This is a genomic window from Curtobacterium sp. Leaf261 (assembly GCF_001422205.1).
GTDB lineage: Bacteria > Actinomycetota > Actinomycetes > Actinomycetales > Microbacteriaceae > Curtobacterium.
Genome location: NZ_LMMJ01000001.1, coordinates 140,627 through 156,708, shown reverse-complemented (window position 1 = coordinate 156,708; position 16,082 = coordinate 140,627). Strand labels below are relative to the sequence as shown.

The 16,082-nt window shown below is 70.2% G+C and carries 11 protein-coding genes; 1 reads left to right on the top strand and 10 read right to left on the bottom strand.

The window, feature by feature from the left end:
- Positions 1-64 precede the first annotated feature (64 nt).
- The gene (locus ASF23_RS00680) at positions 65-490 is read right to left on the bottom strand and encodes a DUF779 domain-containing protein (protein WP_055948983.1); all 426 of its coding nucleotides are present in this window, start codon (positions 488-490) and stop codon (positions 65-67) included.
- Between the two features lie 49 nt (positions 491-539).
- The gene (exaC, locus tag ASF23_RS00675; protein ID WP_055947566.1) at positions 540-2,081 is read right to left on the bottom strand and encodes an acetaldehyde dehydrogenase ExaC; all 1,542 of its coding nucleotides are present in this window, start codon (positions 2,079-2,081) and stop codon (positions 540-542) included.
- A gap of 146 nt (positions 2,082-2,227) precedes the next feature.
- On the opposite strand from exaC, the gene ASF23_RS00670 reads away from it, so the two are divergent.
- Positions 2,228-2,767, top strand: coding sequence for an HdeD family acid-resistance protein (locus tag ASF23_RS00670; RefSeq protein WP_055947563.1), 540 nt, complete (start codon positions 2,228-2,230; stop codon positions 2,765-2,767).
- 27 nt (positions 2,768-2,794) lie between these two features.
- On the opposite strand, the gene ASF23_RS00665 is transcribed toward ASF23_RS00670, so the two are convergent.
- The 8 genes from ASF23_RS00665 to trpC form a co-directional block, all read right to left on the bottom strand.
- Positions 2,795-3,934: a VIT1/CCC1 transporter family protein gene (locus tag ASF23_RS00665; protein ID WP_082473665.1), complete on the bottom strand. Its 1,140-nt coding sequence runs from the start codon at positions 3,932-3,934 to the stop codon at positions 2,795-2,797.
- 27 nt (positions 3,935-3,961) lie between these two features.
- Positions 3,962-5,407 (bottom strand): pyruvate kinase, encoded by a 1,446-nt coding sequence (gene pyk / locus ASF23_RS00660; protein WP_055947560.1) that lies wholly within the window; start codon positions 5,405-5,407, stop codon positions 3,962-3,964.
- Between the two features lie 136 nt (positions 5,408-5,543).
- Entirely contained in the window at positions 5,544-7,001 is a 1,458-nt protein-coding gene (locus ASF23_RS00655; RefSeq protein WP_055947557.1) for a glutamate synthase subunit beta, read from the bottom strand.
- A 119-nt stretch (positions 7,002-7,120) separates the two neighbouring features.
- Positions 7,121-11,713, bottom strand: coding sequence for a glutamate synthase large subunit (gene gltB, locus ASF23_RS00650; RefSeq protein WP_055947555.1), 4,593 nt, complete (start codon positions 11,711-11,713; stop codon positions 7,121-7,123).
- A gap of 334 nt (positions 11,714-12,047) precedes the next feature.
- Positions 12,048-13,067: a prolipoprotein diacylglyceryl transferase gene (gene lgt / locus ASF23_RS00645; protein ID WP_055947552.1), complete on the bottom strand. Its 1,020-nt coding sequence runs from the start codon at positions 13,065-13,067 to the stop codon at positions 12,048-12,050.
- Positions 13,068-13,120: 53 nt separating this feature from the next.
- Positions 13,121-13,963 carry a tryptophan synthase subunit alpha gene (trpA, locus tag ASF23_RS00640; RefSeq protein WP_055947542.1) on the bottom strand — a complete coding sequence of 281 codons (843 nt, stop codon included), beginning with the start codon at positions 13,961-13,963 and terminating at the stop codon, positions 13,121-13,123.
- Positions 13,960-15,174 (bottom strand): tryptophan synthase subunit beta, encoded by a 1,215-nt coding sequence (gene trpB, locus ASF23_RS00635; protein ID WP_055947540.1) that lies wholly within the window; start codon positions 15,172-15,174, stop codon positions 13,960-13,962. Before trpB ends, trpA begins: the two co-directional genes overlap by 4 nt.
- A gap of 87 nt (positions 15,175-15,261) precedes the next feature.
- Positions 15,262-16,062, bottom strand: a complete 801-nt coding sequence (gene trpC, locus ASF23_RS00630; protein WP_055948979.1) for an indole-3-glycerol phosphate synthase TrpC — start codon at positions 16,060-16,062, stop codon at positions 15,262-15,264.
- Positions 16,063-16,082 lie beyond the last annotated feature (20 nt).

The window sequence follows — 16,082 nt, the reverse complement described above, 5'->3', positions numbered from 1 at the left end:
GTGACGGACCGGAGGGACGGTGCCAGCTGACACCGTCCCTCCAGTCCGTCTCCGCGGCCGCCGCTCAGACGAGTCCGAGCGTCCTGGACTCCTCGTCGGTGAACATGCGGGAGCGGATCATGAACCGCTTGCCCTCCGGCGCCTCGACGCTGAAGCCGCTCCCCCGGCCGTCCACGACGTCGACGGTCAGGGCGGTGTACTTCCAGTACTCGAACTGGCTCCGGGACATGAAGAACGCCACGGCGTCGATGCCCGCCACCGTCAGGGTGCCCAGGTGGACGTCCGACGCACCCGTGCGGAACATCCCGACGGGGTAGCACATCGGGCTCGACCCGTCGCAGCAGCCGCCGGACTGGTGGAACATGAGCGGGCCATGCCGTGCTGCGAGCAGGCGGAGGAGGTCGTCCGCGACCGGGGTCGAGACGACGCGGGGTGGTGCACCCGGCGGTGACGCGAGTTCCGTCGCCGCAGGACGGCCGGACGTGTCGATCACGAGAAGCCCCCGTCTGGCACGGTGCCGGCGGCGGACGTCCCCGTGATCAAAAGAACCCCATCGGACCGTCGGCGTACGACACGAGCAGGTTCTTCGTCTGCTGGTAGTGGTCGAGCATCATCTTGTGGTTCTCGCGGCCGATCCCGGACTGCTTGTACCCGCCGAACGCCGCACCCGCCGGGTACTGGTGGTAGGTGTTCGACCACACGCGACCGGCCTGGATGTCCCGGCCCGCGCGGTAGAGCGTCGTCGCGTTCCGGCTCCACACCCCGGCCCCGAGGCCGTACAGGGTGTCGTTGGCGAGCTTGATCGCGTCGTCGTAGTCCTGGAAGCTCGTGAGCGACAGGACCGGCCCGAAGATCTCCTCCTGGAAGATCCGCATCGAGTTCTTGCCCTCGAAGATCGTCGGCTGGACGTAGTACCCGCCGGACAGCTCGCCACCGAGGTCGCTCCGCTCACCACCCGTCAGCAGCGTCGCACCCTCCTGCTTGCCGATGTCGATGTAGCTGAGGATCTTCTCGAGCTGGTCGTTCGATGCCTGCGCACCGATCATCGTCGACATGTCGAGGGGGTGACCCTGCTTGACCGCCTTGACGCGCTCGAGCCCGTCGGCGACGAAGCCGTCGTAGATCGACGCCGCGACGAGCGCCCGCGACGGGCACGTGCAGACCTCGCCCTGGTTGAGGTTGAAGAACGTGAACCCTTCGAGCGCCTTGTCGTAGTACGAGTCCTTGGCGTCCGCGACGTCCCCGAAGAACACGTTCGGGCTCTTGCCGCCGAGCTCGAGCGTCACCGGGATCAGGTTCTCCGACGCGTACTGCATGATGAGCCGACCGGTCGTCGTCTCACCGGTGAACGCGATCTTCCGGATGTTCGGGTGCGATGCGAGCGGAGCGCCGACCTCGATGCCGAAGCCGTTGACGACGTTCAGCACACCGGCCGGGAGCAGGTCCTGGATGAGCTCGATCAGGACGTGGATCGACGCCGGGGTCTGCTCGGCGGGCTTCAGCACGACGCAGTTGCCGGCGGCCAGCGCGGGCGCGAGCTTCCAGACCGCCATGAGGATCGGGAAGTTCCACGGGATGATCTGCCCGACGACCCCGAGCGGTTCGTGGAAGTGGTAGGCGACGGTGTCGTGGTCGATCTCGCCCGTCGAACCCTCCTGTGCACGGATCGCCCCGGCGAAGTACCGGAAGTGGTCGATCGCGAGCGGGATGTCCGCACCGACGGTCTCGCGGATCGGCTTGCCGTTCTCCCAGGTCTCGGCGACGGCGAGCAGCTCGAGGTTCGCCTCCATGCGGTCCGCGATCTTGTTGAGGATCACGGCACGCTCGGTGGCGCTCGTCTTCCCCCACGAGTCGAACGCGCGCCAGGCGGCCTCCACCGCCCGGTCGACGTCCTGGGCGTTGCCCCGGGCGACCTCCGTGAAGACCGTGCCCGTCACGGGTGTCGGGTTCTCGAAGTACTGACCGGACGACGGTGGGACGTACTCGCCGCCGATGAAGTGGTCGTACCGGTCGCGGAACCGGACGAGGGAGCCCTCGGTCCCGGGTGCCGCGTAGGTGGTGGGCGCAGATGCGATGGTCATGGTGGTTGCCCTCTCGACGACGTTGTCGGTTCGCGATCACCCGGGTCGGGATCACGTGCTCGCACCCTACGGCCGAGGGGGTTGCATCTCGTTGCACGCTGTGGAGTCACTGGGTATCGCGCATCCGCCATGGATAGCGTCCCTGCATGGACTCCCGAGCCGTCCGGTCGTTCCGCGTCTTCGTGATCGTCACCGCAGCCGTCGCGATCGTGCTCGGGGTGATCGCCATCGTCTGGCCACGACCGGCGCTGGTGCTCGTCGCGATCGTGTTCGGCGTCTACCTCGTCGTCGCCGGCGTGCTCCGGGTCGTGGCGGCCCTGAACGGGCGCGGCGCGGTGGGCACCTGGCGCTGGGTGTCCGGTGTCGTCGGTGTGCTCGTCGCGATCGGCGGGCTCGTGTGCCTGCTCGATCCCGCTGCTCCGCTCCTCGTCCTCGCGATCCTCGCGGGCTTCGGGTTCGTCGTCGAGGGGGTCGCCGCCGTCGTCGGGGCGGTCGTCGGCCACCCGGGGTCGTCCCGGGCACCCGCGCTCGTCAGCGGCGTTCTGTCGGTCCTCGGCGGGGTCGCGGTGCTCGTCCTGCCGGGGCTCGCCCTGACGGTGTTCGTCGTGGTCGCCGGTATCGTGCTCATCCTCGTCGGGATCGCGGCGCTGCTGCTGCACCCCGCACGCGCCGCGACCCGCCGCTGACGAGGTGTCCCGCTGGCCCGGCCGGGATCAGACGCCGGCGGTGCCGAAGAGCAGGCCGAGCACGTAGGTGACCGCGGCGGCCCCGAACCCGATCGCCAACTGCCGGAGCGCACGCTTGGCCGGCGATGCCCCGGAGAGCACCCCCACCACCGAACCGGACACGAGCAGCGCGATGCCCACCAGGACCGCCGCGATCGTGAGCGCCGCCCACCCGCCGAGCCCGAACAGGTACGGGATGATCGGGATGATCGCCCCCGACGCGAAGAACAGGAAGCTCGAGATCGCCGCACTCATGCCGGTGCCGATCGCCTCGTGCTCGTCGACACCCTGGCCGTCCGGCGTCGCCGTCGCGTCGACCGACTGCACGAGTCCGGCCAGGACCTCGGCGGCGTGCTGCTCGGCTGCCTCCGGGTCCATTCCGCGGGCGCGGTAGACCAGTGCCAGCTCGTTCGCGTCCACATCGAGGTCCACCACGGCACGGCCGGCGTCCGGGTGCGGCGCCGACGCCTCGAGGAGTTCTCGCTGGGACCTGACCGAGACGTACTCCCCCGCGCCCATCGAGAGCGCTCCGGCGAGCAGCCCGGCGATGCCGCTCAGCAGCACGATGTGCCGATCGGCGCCGGAGGCACTGATGCCGATGATGAGGGCGAGGTTCGACACGAGGCCGTCGTTCGCTCCGAAGATCGCTGCGCGGAACGTGCCGGAGAGTCGGAGGCGTCCACGGTTCGCGAGTCCGCGGACCACCTCGCCGTGGATGCGCTCGTCGGCCGCCATCGCCGCCGACGCGTCGGAGTCCGAGGCGTACGGCGAGCGGTCCTCGGCGCGCTGCATGAGCGCGAGGACGAAGACCGACCCGAAGCGCTTCGCGAGCCCCGCGAGGACCCGTGTCCGGACGTCCCCCGCGAGCGGCCGCCCGACGTCGTCGCCGAGCAGGTCGATCCAGTGCTGCTGGTGACGGCCCTCCGCGTCGGCGAGGCTCAGGAGGATGTCCTGTTCCTCGCCATCGCGACGTCCGGCGAGGTTCCGGTAGACCGACTCCTCGGCGCGTTCGTCAGCGAGGTACCGCCGCCAGCGCCGGATGTCCGACGGGTCGCGAGGACCCGACGGGTCGCGGGGACCCGCCGGGTCGCGTGGACCCGCCGGGCCGGCGGTCGTCGTTCCGGGCATGCGCCGTCCCTCCAGTCCGGACGGCCGTCAGTTGCGGACGTACGCCGGCGCTGCCTCGGCGTGCGCGTCGCCGACCCGGTGCACGCGGAGGTCGTTCGTCGACCCCGGGATCCCGGGAGGGGACCCGGCCGTCACGATGACCCGGTCGCCCGGGGCGGCCAGCCCGTTGCCGAGCAGCACGTCGTCGACCTCGGCGAAGAGCTCGTCGGTGTGCGTCTTCCGCTCGACGAGGAACGACTGGACACCCCACGTCAGTGTCATGCGACGGCGGGTCGACTCGTTCGGCGTCAGCGCGATGATCGGCAGACCGTGCCGGAGGCGCGACATGCGCCGCGCGGAGTCGCCGGACTCGGTGAACACGCAGAGGTAGGAGGCGTCCGTGAAGTCCGCGATCTCGACCGCGGCGAGGGTGATGGCACCACCGAGGGTGCGCGGCTTCGTGCCGAGCGGGGGGATCCGCTCGAGACCGTGGTCCTCGGTGGACTCGATGATGCGTGCCATGGTCCGGACGGTCTGCACCGGGTACTCGCCGACGCTCGTCTCGCCGGAGAGCATGACCGCGTCGGCGCCGTCGAGGACGGCGTTCGCGACGTCGGAGGTCTCCGCACGGGTGGGGATCGGGCTCGAGATCATCGACTCGAGCATCTGCGTCGCGACGATGACCGGCTTCGCCATGCGGCGGGACAGCTCGACGGCGCGCTTCTGCACGATCGGGACCGCCTCGAGGGGCAGCTCGACACCGAGGTCACCGCGGGCGACCATGATCGAGTCGAACGCGTCGATGATCTCCTCGAGCGCGTCGACGGCCTGCGGCTTCTCGACCTTGGCGATGACCGGGACCTTGATGCCCTCTTCCGCCATGATCTCGTGCGCACGGTCGACGTCGGCCGCGTTGCGGACGAACGACAGCGCGATGAGGTCGGCACCGATCCGGAGTCCCCAGCGGAGGTCCGCCTCGTCCTTCTCGGAGAGCGCTGGGACGTTCACCGCGACGCCCGGCAGGTTGATGCCCTTGTTGTTCGAGACGGCGCCGCCGACGACGACCTCCGTGCGGACCCGGACCCCGTCGGTGTCGAGCACGCGGAGACGCACGCGCCCGTCGTCGATGAGCAGCGGGTCGCCGGGCTTGACGTCCTGCGGGAGGCCCTTGAACGTCGTGCCGCAGATGTCCTTGGTGCCGGGGACGTCCTCGGTCGTGATGGTGAAGACGTCACCCACGGCGAGGGTGTGCGGGCCATCGGCGAACCGTGCGAGCCGGATCTTCGGGCCCTGGAGGTCGACGAGGATCGCGACGGGCTTGCCGAGGTCGGCTGCCGCACGCCGGACGTTCTCGTAGTTGGCCTCGTGGACGCTGTAGTCACCGTGGCTCAGGTTCAGACGGGCGACGTCGACACCGGCCTCGATGATCTGCTTGACGGTCTCGTAGTCCGAGGTGGCCGGTCCGAGCGTCGAAACGATCTTTGCGCGTCTCATGGGTTCCTTCGTGTGGTGGATGTTCGGTCTTGCATGGCGAAGGCCACTCGCAGCCTAGCGACTGCGAGTGGCCACCCGGTGCACCGCACGGCGGCCGGTGTCGGATCGCGGGGTCCGGATCCGTCCGGTCGCCGTCTCAGACCGAGATCGCCCGGTCCGTCGCCTTGACCGGGGCCGGCAGGATCGTCGAGCCCTCGAGGTAGGTGTCGACCTTGGCCGCTGCCGCACGGCCCTCGGCGATCGCCCACACGATGAGCGACTGGCCACGACCGGCGTCCCCGGCGACGAACACACCCGGCTCGTTCGTCGTGTAGTCGGCGGCGCGGTCGAGTGCCCCGGCGGGGGTGAACGGCAGTCCGAGCTGCGGCTCGAGCGTGTCGCGCTCCGGGCCGGTGAACCCCATCGCGATGAGGACGAGGTCGGCGGGGATCTCGTGCTCGGTGCCGGCCTTCGGGACACGGCGCCCGTCGAGGTACTCGGTCTCGGCCACACGCAGCGCACGGACCTCGCCCGCCTCGTTCGACAGGAACTCGACCGTCGATGCGAGGAACTTCCGCTCCCCACCCTCCTCGTGCGCGCTCGTGACCTCGAACACCGACGGGAACATCGGCCACGGCTGGTCGTCCGGTCGGTCGGTCGGCGGCTGCTGGCCGATCGCCAGGTTCGTCACGCTCAGCGCGCCCTGACGGTGCGCGGTGCCGATGCAGTCCGCGCCGGTGTCGCCGCCACCGATCACCGCGACGTGCTTGCCCTCGGCGGTGATCTGGTTGTCGACCGTCGTGCCGGCACCCGCGCGGTTCTGCTGCACGAGGTACTCCATCGCGAAGTGCACGCCCTCGAGGTCGCGCCCGGGGATCGGCAGGTCGCGCGGCACCGTGGCACCGGTCGCGACGACCACGGCGTCGTAGCGGGTCTTCAGGTCGTCCCAAGTGATGTCGACGCCGATCTCGACGCCGGCACGGAACCGCGTGCCCTCGGCCTGCATCTGCGCGAGCCGCATCTCGATCTGGCGCTTCTCCATCTTGAAGTCCGGGATGCCGTAGCGGAGGAGCCCGCCGATGCGGTCGTCCCGCTCGTAGACGGCGACGGTGTGCCCGGCGCGGGTCAGCTGCTGCGCGGCGGCGAGCCCGGCCGGCCCGGAACCGACGACGGCGACGGTCTTGCCGGTCAGTCGCTCCGGCGGGTGCGGCGTGACCCAGCCGTTCTGGAACGCGGTGTCGATGATCGACACCTCGACCTGCTTGATGGTGACCGGCGGCTGGTTGATGCCGAGCACGCACGAGGCCTCGCACGGCGCCGGGCAGAGCCGACCGGTGAACTCCGGGAAGTTGTTCGTCGCGTGCAGCCGCTCGATGGCCTGACGACCCTCGTTCCGCCACGTCAGGTCGTTCCACTCCGGGATGAGGTTGCCGAGCGGGCAGCCCTGGTGGCAGAACGGCACGCCGCAGTCCATGCAGCGGCCGGCCTGCCGACGCAGCTGGCCGGACTCCTGCTGCTCGTAGACCTCTTTCCAGTCCATCAGCCGCACCGGGACCGGACGACGGACGGGCAGTTCGCGTTCCTGGACCTTCAGGAACCCCTTGGGGTCAGCCACGTGCTGCCTCCTGTTCGTTGCGTGTCGGGATGGTCGGGTGCGTCACGTCGGCGACGCGGGTCGGACGGGAGGCGCGGCTGGCCTCCGCCACGCGGGCGGTGGTCCGGCGCGGGGTCGCGTCAGCCAACGGTCACCTGCAGGATGCGGTTCCAGACGACGTCACCGTCGGGGTCGAGCCCTTCGTCGACGGCGTCCTTCCGCGTCTGCAGCACGGCCGCGTAGTCCCGCGGCACCACCTTGACGAAGCCCTCGAGCTCGCGGTCGAGGTCGCCGAGGATCTCCGTGGCGAGGACCGACCCGGTCTCGGTGGCGTGACGCTCGAGCATGTCGGTGACGATCTCCACGTCGGCGCTGTCGAGTCCGGAGAGCACGAGCTCCCCCGAGGCGATGGCGTCCGCGTTGACGTCGTCGGTGCGGAGCCCACGGACGTACGCCGTCCCGCCGGACATGCCGGCACCGAGGTTCCGGCCGGTCTCGCCGAGGATGAGTGCGAGCCCGCCGGTCATGTACTCGAGTGCGTGGTCCCCCACGCCCTCGACGACCGCGGTCGCGCCGGAGTTCCGGACGAGGAACCGTTCGCCGACGATGCCGCTGATGAACATCGAACCCTGGGTCGCGCCGTAGCCGATGACGTTCCCGGCGATGACGTTCTCCGACGCGACGAACGCCGCACCCTCGGCCGGTCGCACGATGATCTCGCCACCGGAGAGGCCCTTGCCGACGTAGTCGTTGCTGTCGCCGAAGAGCCGGAGGCGGATCCCCGCGGGCATGAACGCACCGAGCGACTGCCCGGCCGAACCGCGGAGCGTGATGTCGATCGAACCGGCCGGGAGCCCGTGCTCGCCCTTCCGCACCGTCACCTCGTGCCCGAGCATGGTGCCGACGGCGCGCTCGGTGTTCCGGATCGGCAGGTCGAGCTCGAGTGTCCCGCCGTGGTCGAGCACGTCGGCCGCGGCGCGGATGAGCTGGTTGTCGAAGTGGTCCTCGAGCTCGTGGTCCTGTGCGCGGGTGTTCCGGCGGGGCTCGTCCTCGGGGAAGTCCGGTCCGCGGAGGACCGGCGCGAGGTCGAGGCCCGACGCCTTCCAGTGCTCGACGGCGCGGTCGACGTCGAGGAACTCGGCGTGGCCGATGGCCTCCTCGAGGGACCGGAAGCCGAGCTCGGCGAGGTACTCGCGGACCTCCTGCGCCAGGAACTCGAAGAAGTTCACCACGAACTCCGGCTTGCCGGAGAACCGCGCACGGAGCTCCGGGTTCTGTGTGGCGACGCCGACCGGGCAGGTGTCGAGGTGACAGACGCGCATCAGGATGCACCCCTGGACCACGAGCGGCGCCGTCGCGAACCCGTACTCCTCGCCGCCGAGGAGTGCGGCCACCACGACGTCGCGACCGGTCTTCATCTGGCCGTCGACCTGCACGACGACGCGGTCACGCATCTTGTTGAGCATGAGCGTCTGCTGGGTCTCGGCGAGGCCGATCTCCCACGGTGTGCCCGCGTGCTTCAGCGAGTTCAGTGGACTCGCGCCGGTTCCGCCGTCGTGGCCGGAGACGAGCACGACGTCGGCGAGTGCCTTCGTCACGCCGGCGGCCACGGCGCCGATCCCGGACTGGCTCACGAGCTTCACATGGACGCGCGCGGCAGGGTTCGCCCGCTTGACGTCGAAGATCAGCTGCTTGAGGTCCTCGATCGAGTAGATGTCGTGGTGCGGCGGCGGCGAGATGAGCCCGACGCCGGCCGTGGCGTGCCTCGTCCGCGCGACCCAGGGGTACACCTTGGTCGGCGGGAGCTGACCGCCCTCGCCGGGCTTGGCGCCCTGCGCCATCTTCAGCTGGATGTCGGTGGCGTGCGTCAGGTACATGCTCGTGACGCCGAAGCGCCCGGATGCGACCTGCTTGATCGCGCTCCGCCGCTCGGGGTCGAGGAGGCGCTCGACGTCCTCGCCGCCCTCGCCCGTGTTCGAGCGGCCGCCGAGTCGGTTCATCGCGATCGCGAGGGACTCGTGTGCCTCCTGGGAGATCGAGCCGTAGCTCATCGCCCCGGTGTTGAACCGCTTGACGATCGACTCGATCGGCTCGACCTCGTCGAGCGGCACGGCGGGACGGATCCCGGTCTTGAAGTTGAAGAGCCCGCGGAGGGTCATCAGCTGCTCGGCCTGGTCGTCGACGGCCTTCGAGTAGTCCCGGAAGATGTCGTACCGGCGGGCGCGCGTGGCGTGCTGCAGGCGGAAGACCGTCTCCGGGTTGAACAGGTGCGGCGGTCCCTCGCGGCGCCACTGGTACTCGCCGCCGGTCGCGAGCCGCTCGTGCGCGACGACGGCCCCGTCCTGCGGGTAGGCGCTGGCGTGCCGCTCGGCGTTCTCCTTCGCGATGACGTCGATGTCGACGCCGCCGAGGATCGAGGACGTCCCGGTGAAGTACTTGTCCACGAACGCCTGGCTGAGCCCGACGGCCTCGAACGCCTGCGCCGCGGCGTAGCTCGACACCGTCGAGATGCCCATCTTGGACATGATCTTCAGGACGCCCTTGCCGAGCGCCCTGATGACGTTCTTGACGGCCTGCTCCGGCGTGAGCCCCGGGAGCATGCCGCTCCGCACGAGGTTCTCGCACGTCTCCATCGCGAGGTACGGGTTGATCGCCGACGCGCCGTAGCCGATCAGGGTCGCGACGTGGTGCACCTCGCGGACGTCGCCGGCCTCGAGCACCAGGCCGACCGCCATGCGCTGCTCGGTCCGGATCAGGTGGTGGTGGACGGCGGCGAGCATGAGGAGGCTCGGGACGGGCGCGTACTCGGCATTGCCGTCGCGGTCGGACAGCACGATGAACTGCTTGCCGGCGGCGATCGCCTCGTCGACCTCGTCGCACATGGCGGCGATGCGCTTCTGCAGGGCCTTCTTACCGGCGTCGACGCGGTAGAGCCCCTTCACCGTCACGGTGAGGTTCCGACCGGACGCCGTCTCGAAGTGCTGCACCTTGGCGAGCTGGTCGTTGTCGATGACCGGGAAGTCGAGGACGATCTGCCTGGCGTGCTCCGGGGTCGCGTCGAGGAGGTTCCGCTCCGGGCCGAGCCCGAGGCCCATGCTCGTGACGACCTGCTCGCGGATCGAGTCGAGCGGCGGGTTGGTCACCTGTGCGAACTGCTGCGTGAAGTAGTCGAAGAGGAGCCGCGGGCGTTCGGAGAGCACCGCGATCGGCGTGTCCGACCCCATCGCCCCGAGCGGCTCCGCGCCGGTCTGCGCCATCGGACGGAGGAGGATGCGGACCTCCTCCTCGGTGTACCCGAAGGCACGCTGGCGCCGTGTGACGGACGCCGGGGTGTGCACGATGTGCTCACGGTCGGGCAGGTCGCGGAGGTTGATGCGGCCGGCCTCGAGCCATTCGGCCCACGGCCCGGACGACGCCAGGCCCTGCTTGACCTCGTCGTCCTCGATGATCCGACCGGCATCGGTGTCGACGAGGAACATCCGACCGGGGCGCAGACGGCCCTTCCGGACGATCCGCGACGCCGGGACGTCGATCACACCGATCTCGCTCGCGAGCACGACGAGGCCGTCGTCCGTCACGAGGAAGCGCCCGGGGCGGAGCCCGTTCCGGTCGAGGGTGGCTCCGACGAGCGACCCGTCGGTGAACGTGATCGCGGCGGGCCCGTCCCACGGCTCCATGAGCATCGAGTGGTACTCGTAGAACGCCCGGAGGTCGGGGTCCATGTCGGTGCGGTTCTCCCAGGCCTCGGGAACCATCATCGACACCGCGTGCGGCATGCTGCGCCCGCTCAGGGACAGCAGCTCGACGACCTCGTCGAAGGACGCCGAGTCGCTCGCGGCGGGACTGACGATCGGCAGCAGGGGTGCGAGGTCGCCGAGGAGCTCGCTCTCCAGCTGGGACTGCCTGGCGCGCATCCAGTTTCGGTTGCCGCGCACGGTGTTGATCTCACCGTTGTGCGCGATCATCCGGAACGGCTGCGCGAGCGGCCACGACGGGAACGTGTTCGTCGAGTAGCGGGAGTGCACGATGGCGAGGCGGGACGCGAACCGCTCGTCGCTGAGGTCGGGGTAGAACGGCTCGAGCTGGAGCGTCGTGACCATGCCCTTGTAGACCATGGTCCGGCTCGACAGCGACATGAAGTAGACCTCGTTGTCGCGCTCGATCCGCTTGCGCGCGCGGTAGGTCTGCCGGTCGAGTGCGATCCCCGACCACGGCGAGCCGTCCGTGTCGTGGCGCGTGCTGGTGACGAACAGCTGCTCGAACGCGGGCATCGCGGCGCGCGCCAGTGAGCCGAGCTCTTCCGGACGGACCGGGACCTCGCGCCAGCCGAGGACCGCGAGGCCCTCCTCGGCCACGATCGACTCGATGGCCGCCTTGACACCGGCGCGGGCGTCGTCGTCGACCGGCAGGTAGGCCGTGCCGACCGCGTACTCGCCGGCCTCCGGGAGCGTGAAATCGACGACCTCGCGGAAGAACGCGTCCGGCACCTGGCAGAGGATGCCGGCGCCGTCGCCGGTCCCGGCGTCGGACCCGACGGCACCGCGGTGCTCGAGGTTCCGGAGTGCTCCGAGCGCGGCATCGACGATGTCGTGCCCCGGGGTCCCGCGGAGCGTCGCGACCATCGCGAGGCCGCACGCGTCCTTCTCGTTGACCGGGTCGTACGCGCCGACGGCGGACGGGACCGAGCTGAAACGCTGGTGGGCGGGGAGAAGCACAGGTGGCTGGAGCGCCATGGTGGGGAACCGTCCTCACGAGGAAGTGGAACAGGGCTGTCGTGACACCGTCGGAACTGCTGTCCGACGACGCCGGGGAATCCGACACTGGCCCGGGGGTCGTCCCGCCCGGCTGGACGGAGACTGGTGCTCGATCACGACGCCAGCGGAGGTGCGCCCTGGCGGCATGTGTGGTGTCGGGTCGCTTGTGGTGACCCTACGACGGTTTGCCGCTGGAGGCGACGGACTGCCCGGCGGAGGAGGCTGTGGGTCCGCCGAGCGCACGGTCGTGAGCTACTGGAGCCGAGCGACGTGCTCGTTCAGCCGAGAGGGTGCTCGCGCGGGAGCGGATGCCTCAGCTGCGGTCGGCGACGGTGGCGACCGGTTCCGGATCCCGCGCGTCGACAGTGTCGTCGTCGGTCTCCGAATACGTGTCGTCGGAGTCTATACCGGCGCTCGGACGGGGCTGGCGACCCGGCATGTAGGCACTCGGCTCCTTGCCGGTGTGCCGTCGGGACTGCACGATGAAGATGACGATCCCGAGCAGCACAGCGAAGAGCGCGGCGTAGACGTTCGTGCGGACGCCGAAGAACGTCTCGCTCGTGTCGACACGGATCGACTCGAGGACGGAGCGGCCGATGCCGTACCAGATGAGGTACAGCGACAGGACGCGGCCCCACTGCAGCTGGAAGCGGCGGTCGATGAGCACGATCACCGCGAACCCGACGAGGTTCCAGATGATCTCGTAGAGGAACGTCGGGTGGAACAGCGTGCCGGCCGGCAGTCCGACCGGGTACGCCGGGTTCGACGACTCGATCTCGAGGCCCCACGGCAGGCTGGTCGGCATGCCGAAGAGCTCGTGGTTGAAGTAGTTGCCGAGGCGACCGAACGCCTGTGCGACGAGCATGGCCGGGGCCAGCGAGTCGAGGAACGTCGTGAAGCGGATCCCGGTGTAGCGGCAGCCGATGTACGCGCCGACCGCGCCGAGGATGAGCGCACCGAAGATCGCGAGCCCCCCTTCCCAGATCGCCAACGGCCGCCACCACTCGATCCCGGGGCCGAAGTAGTCGCTGATGTGCGTCAGGACGTGGAACGCGCGGGCCCCGATGATCCCGAACACGACGGTCGGGATGGCGATGTCGATGATGATCCAGCGCTCGGCACCCCGACGGTTCAGCCGCATGTTCGTGATCACGACGGCGGCGACGATCCCGATGAGGATGCAGATGGCGTAGGCGTGGATCCGGAAGTCCAGACCGATCGTCCAGCCGAACGTGCTGCGGAGCCAGTCGGTGAGGTCGAAGTACTGCCAGGCCGTGCTCGGGCTCGGGATGCTCAGGGGAAGCCTCGGGCTCGGGATGCTCAGGGGAAGCATGGAGGTGCTTGGCCTTTCGTCGCGGGGTCGTGCGTGCGGTGCAGGGTGTCGCGTCAGACGGACGGTGTTGCAGGCCGATCGTCCCGGATCACTGTAGCGCCACGAGTCAGGTCCGCCGCTCGGCGTCCCACCCCGGCGACACCGTCGTCCATCAGCGACCGGACGAACGCGGAACCGACGATGGCACCGTCCGCGTAGGCGAGCACCTCGGAGACCTGTTCCGCCGTCGAGATCCCGAGTCCGACGCACGTGCGTGCGACGCCGGCGTCGCGGAGTCGGGACACGACCGTGGTCGCGGCGGCGTCGACACCGACCCGCGCACCCGTCACACCCATCGTCGAGACGGCGTAGACGAACCCACGGCTCGAGGTGACGGCCTGGCGCATGCGCTCGTCGGAGGAGGACGGCGCGGCGAGGAAGACCCGGTCGAGCCCGGTGCGTTCGGACGACGCGATCCACGCCGCGGCCTCGTCCGGGATCAGGTCCGGGGTGATGAGCCCCGCGCCCCCGGCGGCCTGCAGGTCGTCGGCGAACCGCTCGACGCCGTACCGCAGCACCGGGTTCCAGTACGTCATCACGAGGACCGGGACGTCGACGCGGGCGCGGATCGACTGGACGGCCTCGAAGACCTGGGCGACCCGGAACCCGTTCGCGAGGCTCGTCTCGGCCGCCTGCTGGATGACCGGTCCGTCCATCACGGGGTCCGAGTACGGCAGGCCGAACTCGATCGCGTCGACGCCGTTCTCGGCGAGGGCGATCGCTGCCTCGACACTCGTCCGGACGTCGGGGAACCCGGCCGGCAGGTACCCGATGACCGCGCCGGCACGCTCCGCGTTGGCGGTGTCGATCGCGTGCGCGACCGACCCCGTGGGTTCGACGGTGGTGGACTGGCTCACAGCTGCTGCGCTCCTTCGTCGAGGACCTCGAAGTACCGGCCTGCGGTCGCGACGTCCTTGTCACCGCGACCCGACAGGGACACCAGGATCAGGGCCTCCCGTCCGAGACGCTGCCCGAGCTTCATCGCCCCTGCCAGCGCGTGTGCGGACTCGATCGCGGGGATGATCCCCTCGGTCCGGGTGAGGAGGCGGAACGCCTCCATCGCCTCGGTGTCCGTGATCGGTTCGTAGGTCGCGCGACCGGTCGAGGCGAGGTACGCGTGCTCCGGACCGACGGACGGGTAGTCGAGCCCGGCGCTGATCGAGTGGCTCTCGATCGTCTGGCCGTCCTCGTCCTGCATGAGGTAGCTCTTCGCACCCTGCAGGACGCCCTCGCGACCCAGGGTGATGCTCGCGGCGTGGCGACCGGTCTCGACGCCGTCACCACCGGCCTCGAAGCCGTACAGCGCGACGGACTCGTCGTCGAGGAACGCCTCGAAGATGCCCATCGCGTTCGACCCCCCGCCGACGCAGGCGCTCACGGCATCCGGGAGACGACCGGCGAGGTCGAGGACCTGCTGCCGCGCCTCCACCCCGATGACCTTGTGGAACTCACGGACCATCTCGGGGAACGGGTGGGGGCCGGCGACCGTGCCGAGCAGGTAGTGCGTCGAGTCGACGTTCGCGACCCAGTCGCGGAGCGCCTCGTTGATCGCGTCCTTGAGCGTGCGCGACCCGGTCTCGACGCTCACGACCTCGGCGCCGAGCAGCCGCATGCGCGCGACGTTCAGCGCCTGGCGCTCCGTGTCGACGGCACCCATGTAGACGACGCACTCCATGCCGAACAGGGCCGCTGCGGTCGCGGTCGCGACACCGTGCTGCCCGGCGCCGGTCTCCGCGATGAGCCGGGTCTTGCCGAGACGACGTGCGACGAGCGCCTGACCGAGCACGTTGTTGATCTTGTGCGAGCCCGTGTGGTTGAGGTCCTCGCGCTTCAGGATGACCCGCGCTCCCCCGGCGTGCTCCGCGAACCGCGGGACCTCGGTGATGATCGACGGGCGGCCCGTGTAGTCGCGCTGGAGGGTGTCGAACTCGGCGTGGAACTCGGGGTCGGCCCACGCCTTCCGGAACTCCGCCTCGAGCTCGTCGAGCGCCAGGACGAGCGATTCCGGGACGTAGCGTCCGCCGAAGTCGCCGAAGTAGGGGCCCTGCATGTCACGGTAGGAGGTCACGGGTGGCTCCGAGGGGTTCGGCCCGGCTGCGCCGGGCGGTGGTGCGTGATCGGATTGGAGGGACGGGGCGGCGTCGGCCGCGCGCGCTCAGTTCGCGGGACGGGGTGCGTCGGAACCGACGGCGATGAACCGTTCGACAGTCGCTGCCGGGTCGGTACCGGTGACGAGCGCCTCGCCGACCAGCACCACGTCGGCGCCCGCCGCGCGGTAGTGCGCGACGTCCGCCGGGCCGGCGACGGCCGACTCGGCGACGCGGATGACGCCGTCCGGGATGCGGTCGACGATGGACCCGAAGAGATCGCGGTCGAGCGAGAAGTCGGTGAGGTCCCTGGCGTTCACACCGAGGATCCTGGCGCCGGCATGGACGCCGCGTGCCAGCTCGTCCGCGGAGTGCGCCTCGACGAGGACCCGCATGCCGAGCTCCTCGGCGAGGGTGTGCAGCTCGACCAGCTGCGGCTGCTCGAGGGCCGCGACGATGAGGAGCACGACGTCGGCGCCCGACGCGCGCGCCTCGAGCACCTGGTACGGGTCGGCGATGAAGTCCTTGCGGAGCACCGGGATCCGGACCCTGGCCTTGACGGACTCGAGGTCGGCGAGCGAGCCGAGGAACTTCCGTCCCTCGGTGAGGACGCTGATCGTCGAGGCTCCGCCGCGCTCGTACTCCGCGGCGAGGGCTGCCGGATCCTCGATCGGGGCCATCGAGCCGCGCGACGGACTGGCCCGCTTGACCTCGGCGATCACCCTGACCCGCTCCGACGGCGCGAGGAACTCCAGGGCGTCGAGCGGCGAGGCCACCCGGTCGAGGTCGCGTTCGACGTCTCCGTACGGGCGGTCGGCCCGCCGGGTCGCGGCGTCCTCGAGGGCACCGGCGACGAGACCGGCGAGCACGTTCTGCATCGGTCCTGCCA

What these genes read in the sequence shown, in the direction of transcription:
- exaC (WP_055947566.1), bottom strand. Translation starts at nt 2,081, where the DNA reads ATGACCATCGCATCTGCGCCCACCACCTACGCGGCACCCGGGACCGAG.
- ASF23_RS00670 (WP_055947563.1), top strand. Translation starts at nt 2,228, where the DNA reads ATGGACTCCCGAGCCGTCCGGTCGTTCCGCGTCTTCGTGATCGTCACC.
- ASF23_RS00665 (WP_082473665.1), bottom strand. Translation starts at nt 3,934, where the DNA reads ATGCCCGGAACGACGACCGCCGGCCCGGCGGGTCCACGCGACCCGGCG.
- pyk (WP_055947560.1), bottom strand. Translation starts at nt 5,407, where the DNA reads ATGAGACGCGCAAAGATCGTTTCGACGCTCGGACCGGCCACCTCGGAC.
- gltB (WP_055947555.1), bottom strand. Translation starts at nt 11,713, where the DNA reads ATGGCGCTCCAGCCACCTGTGCTTCTCCCCGCCCACCAGCGTTTCAGC.
- lgt (WP_055947552.1), bottom strand. Translation starts at nt 13,067, where the DNA reads ATGCTTCCCCTGAGCATCCCGAGCCCGAGGCTTCCCCTGAGCATCCCG.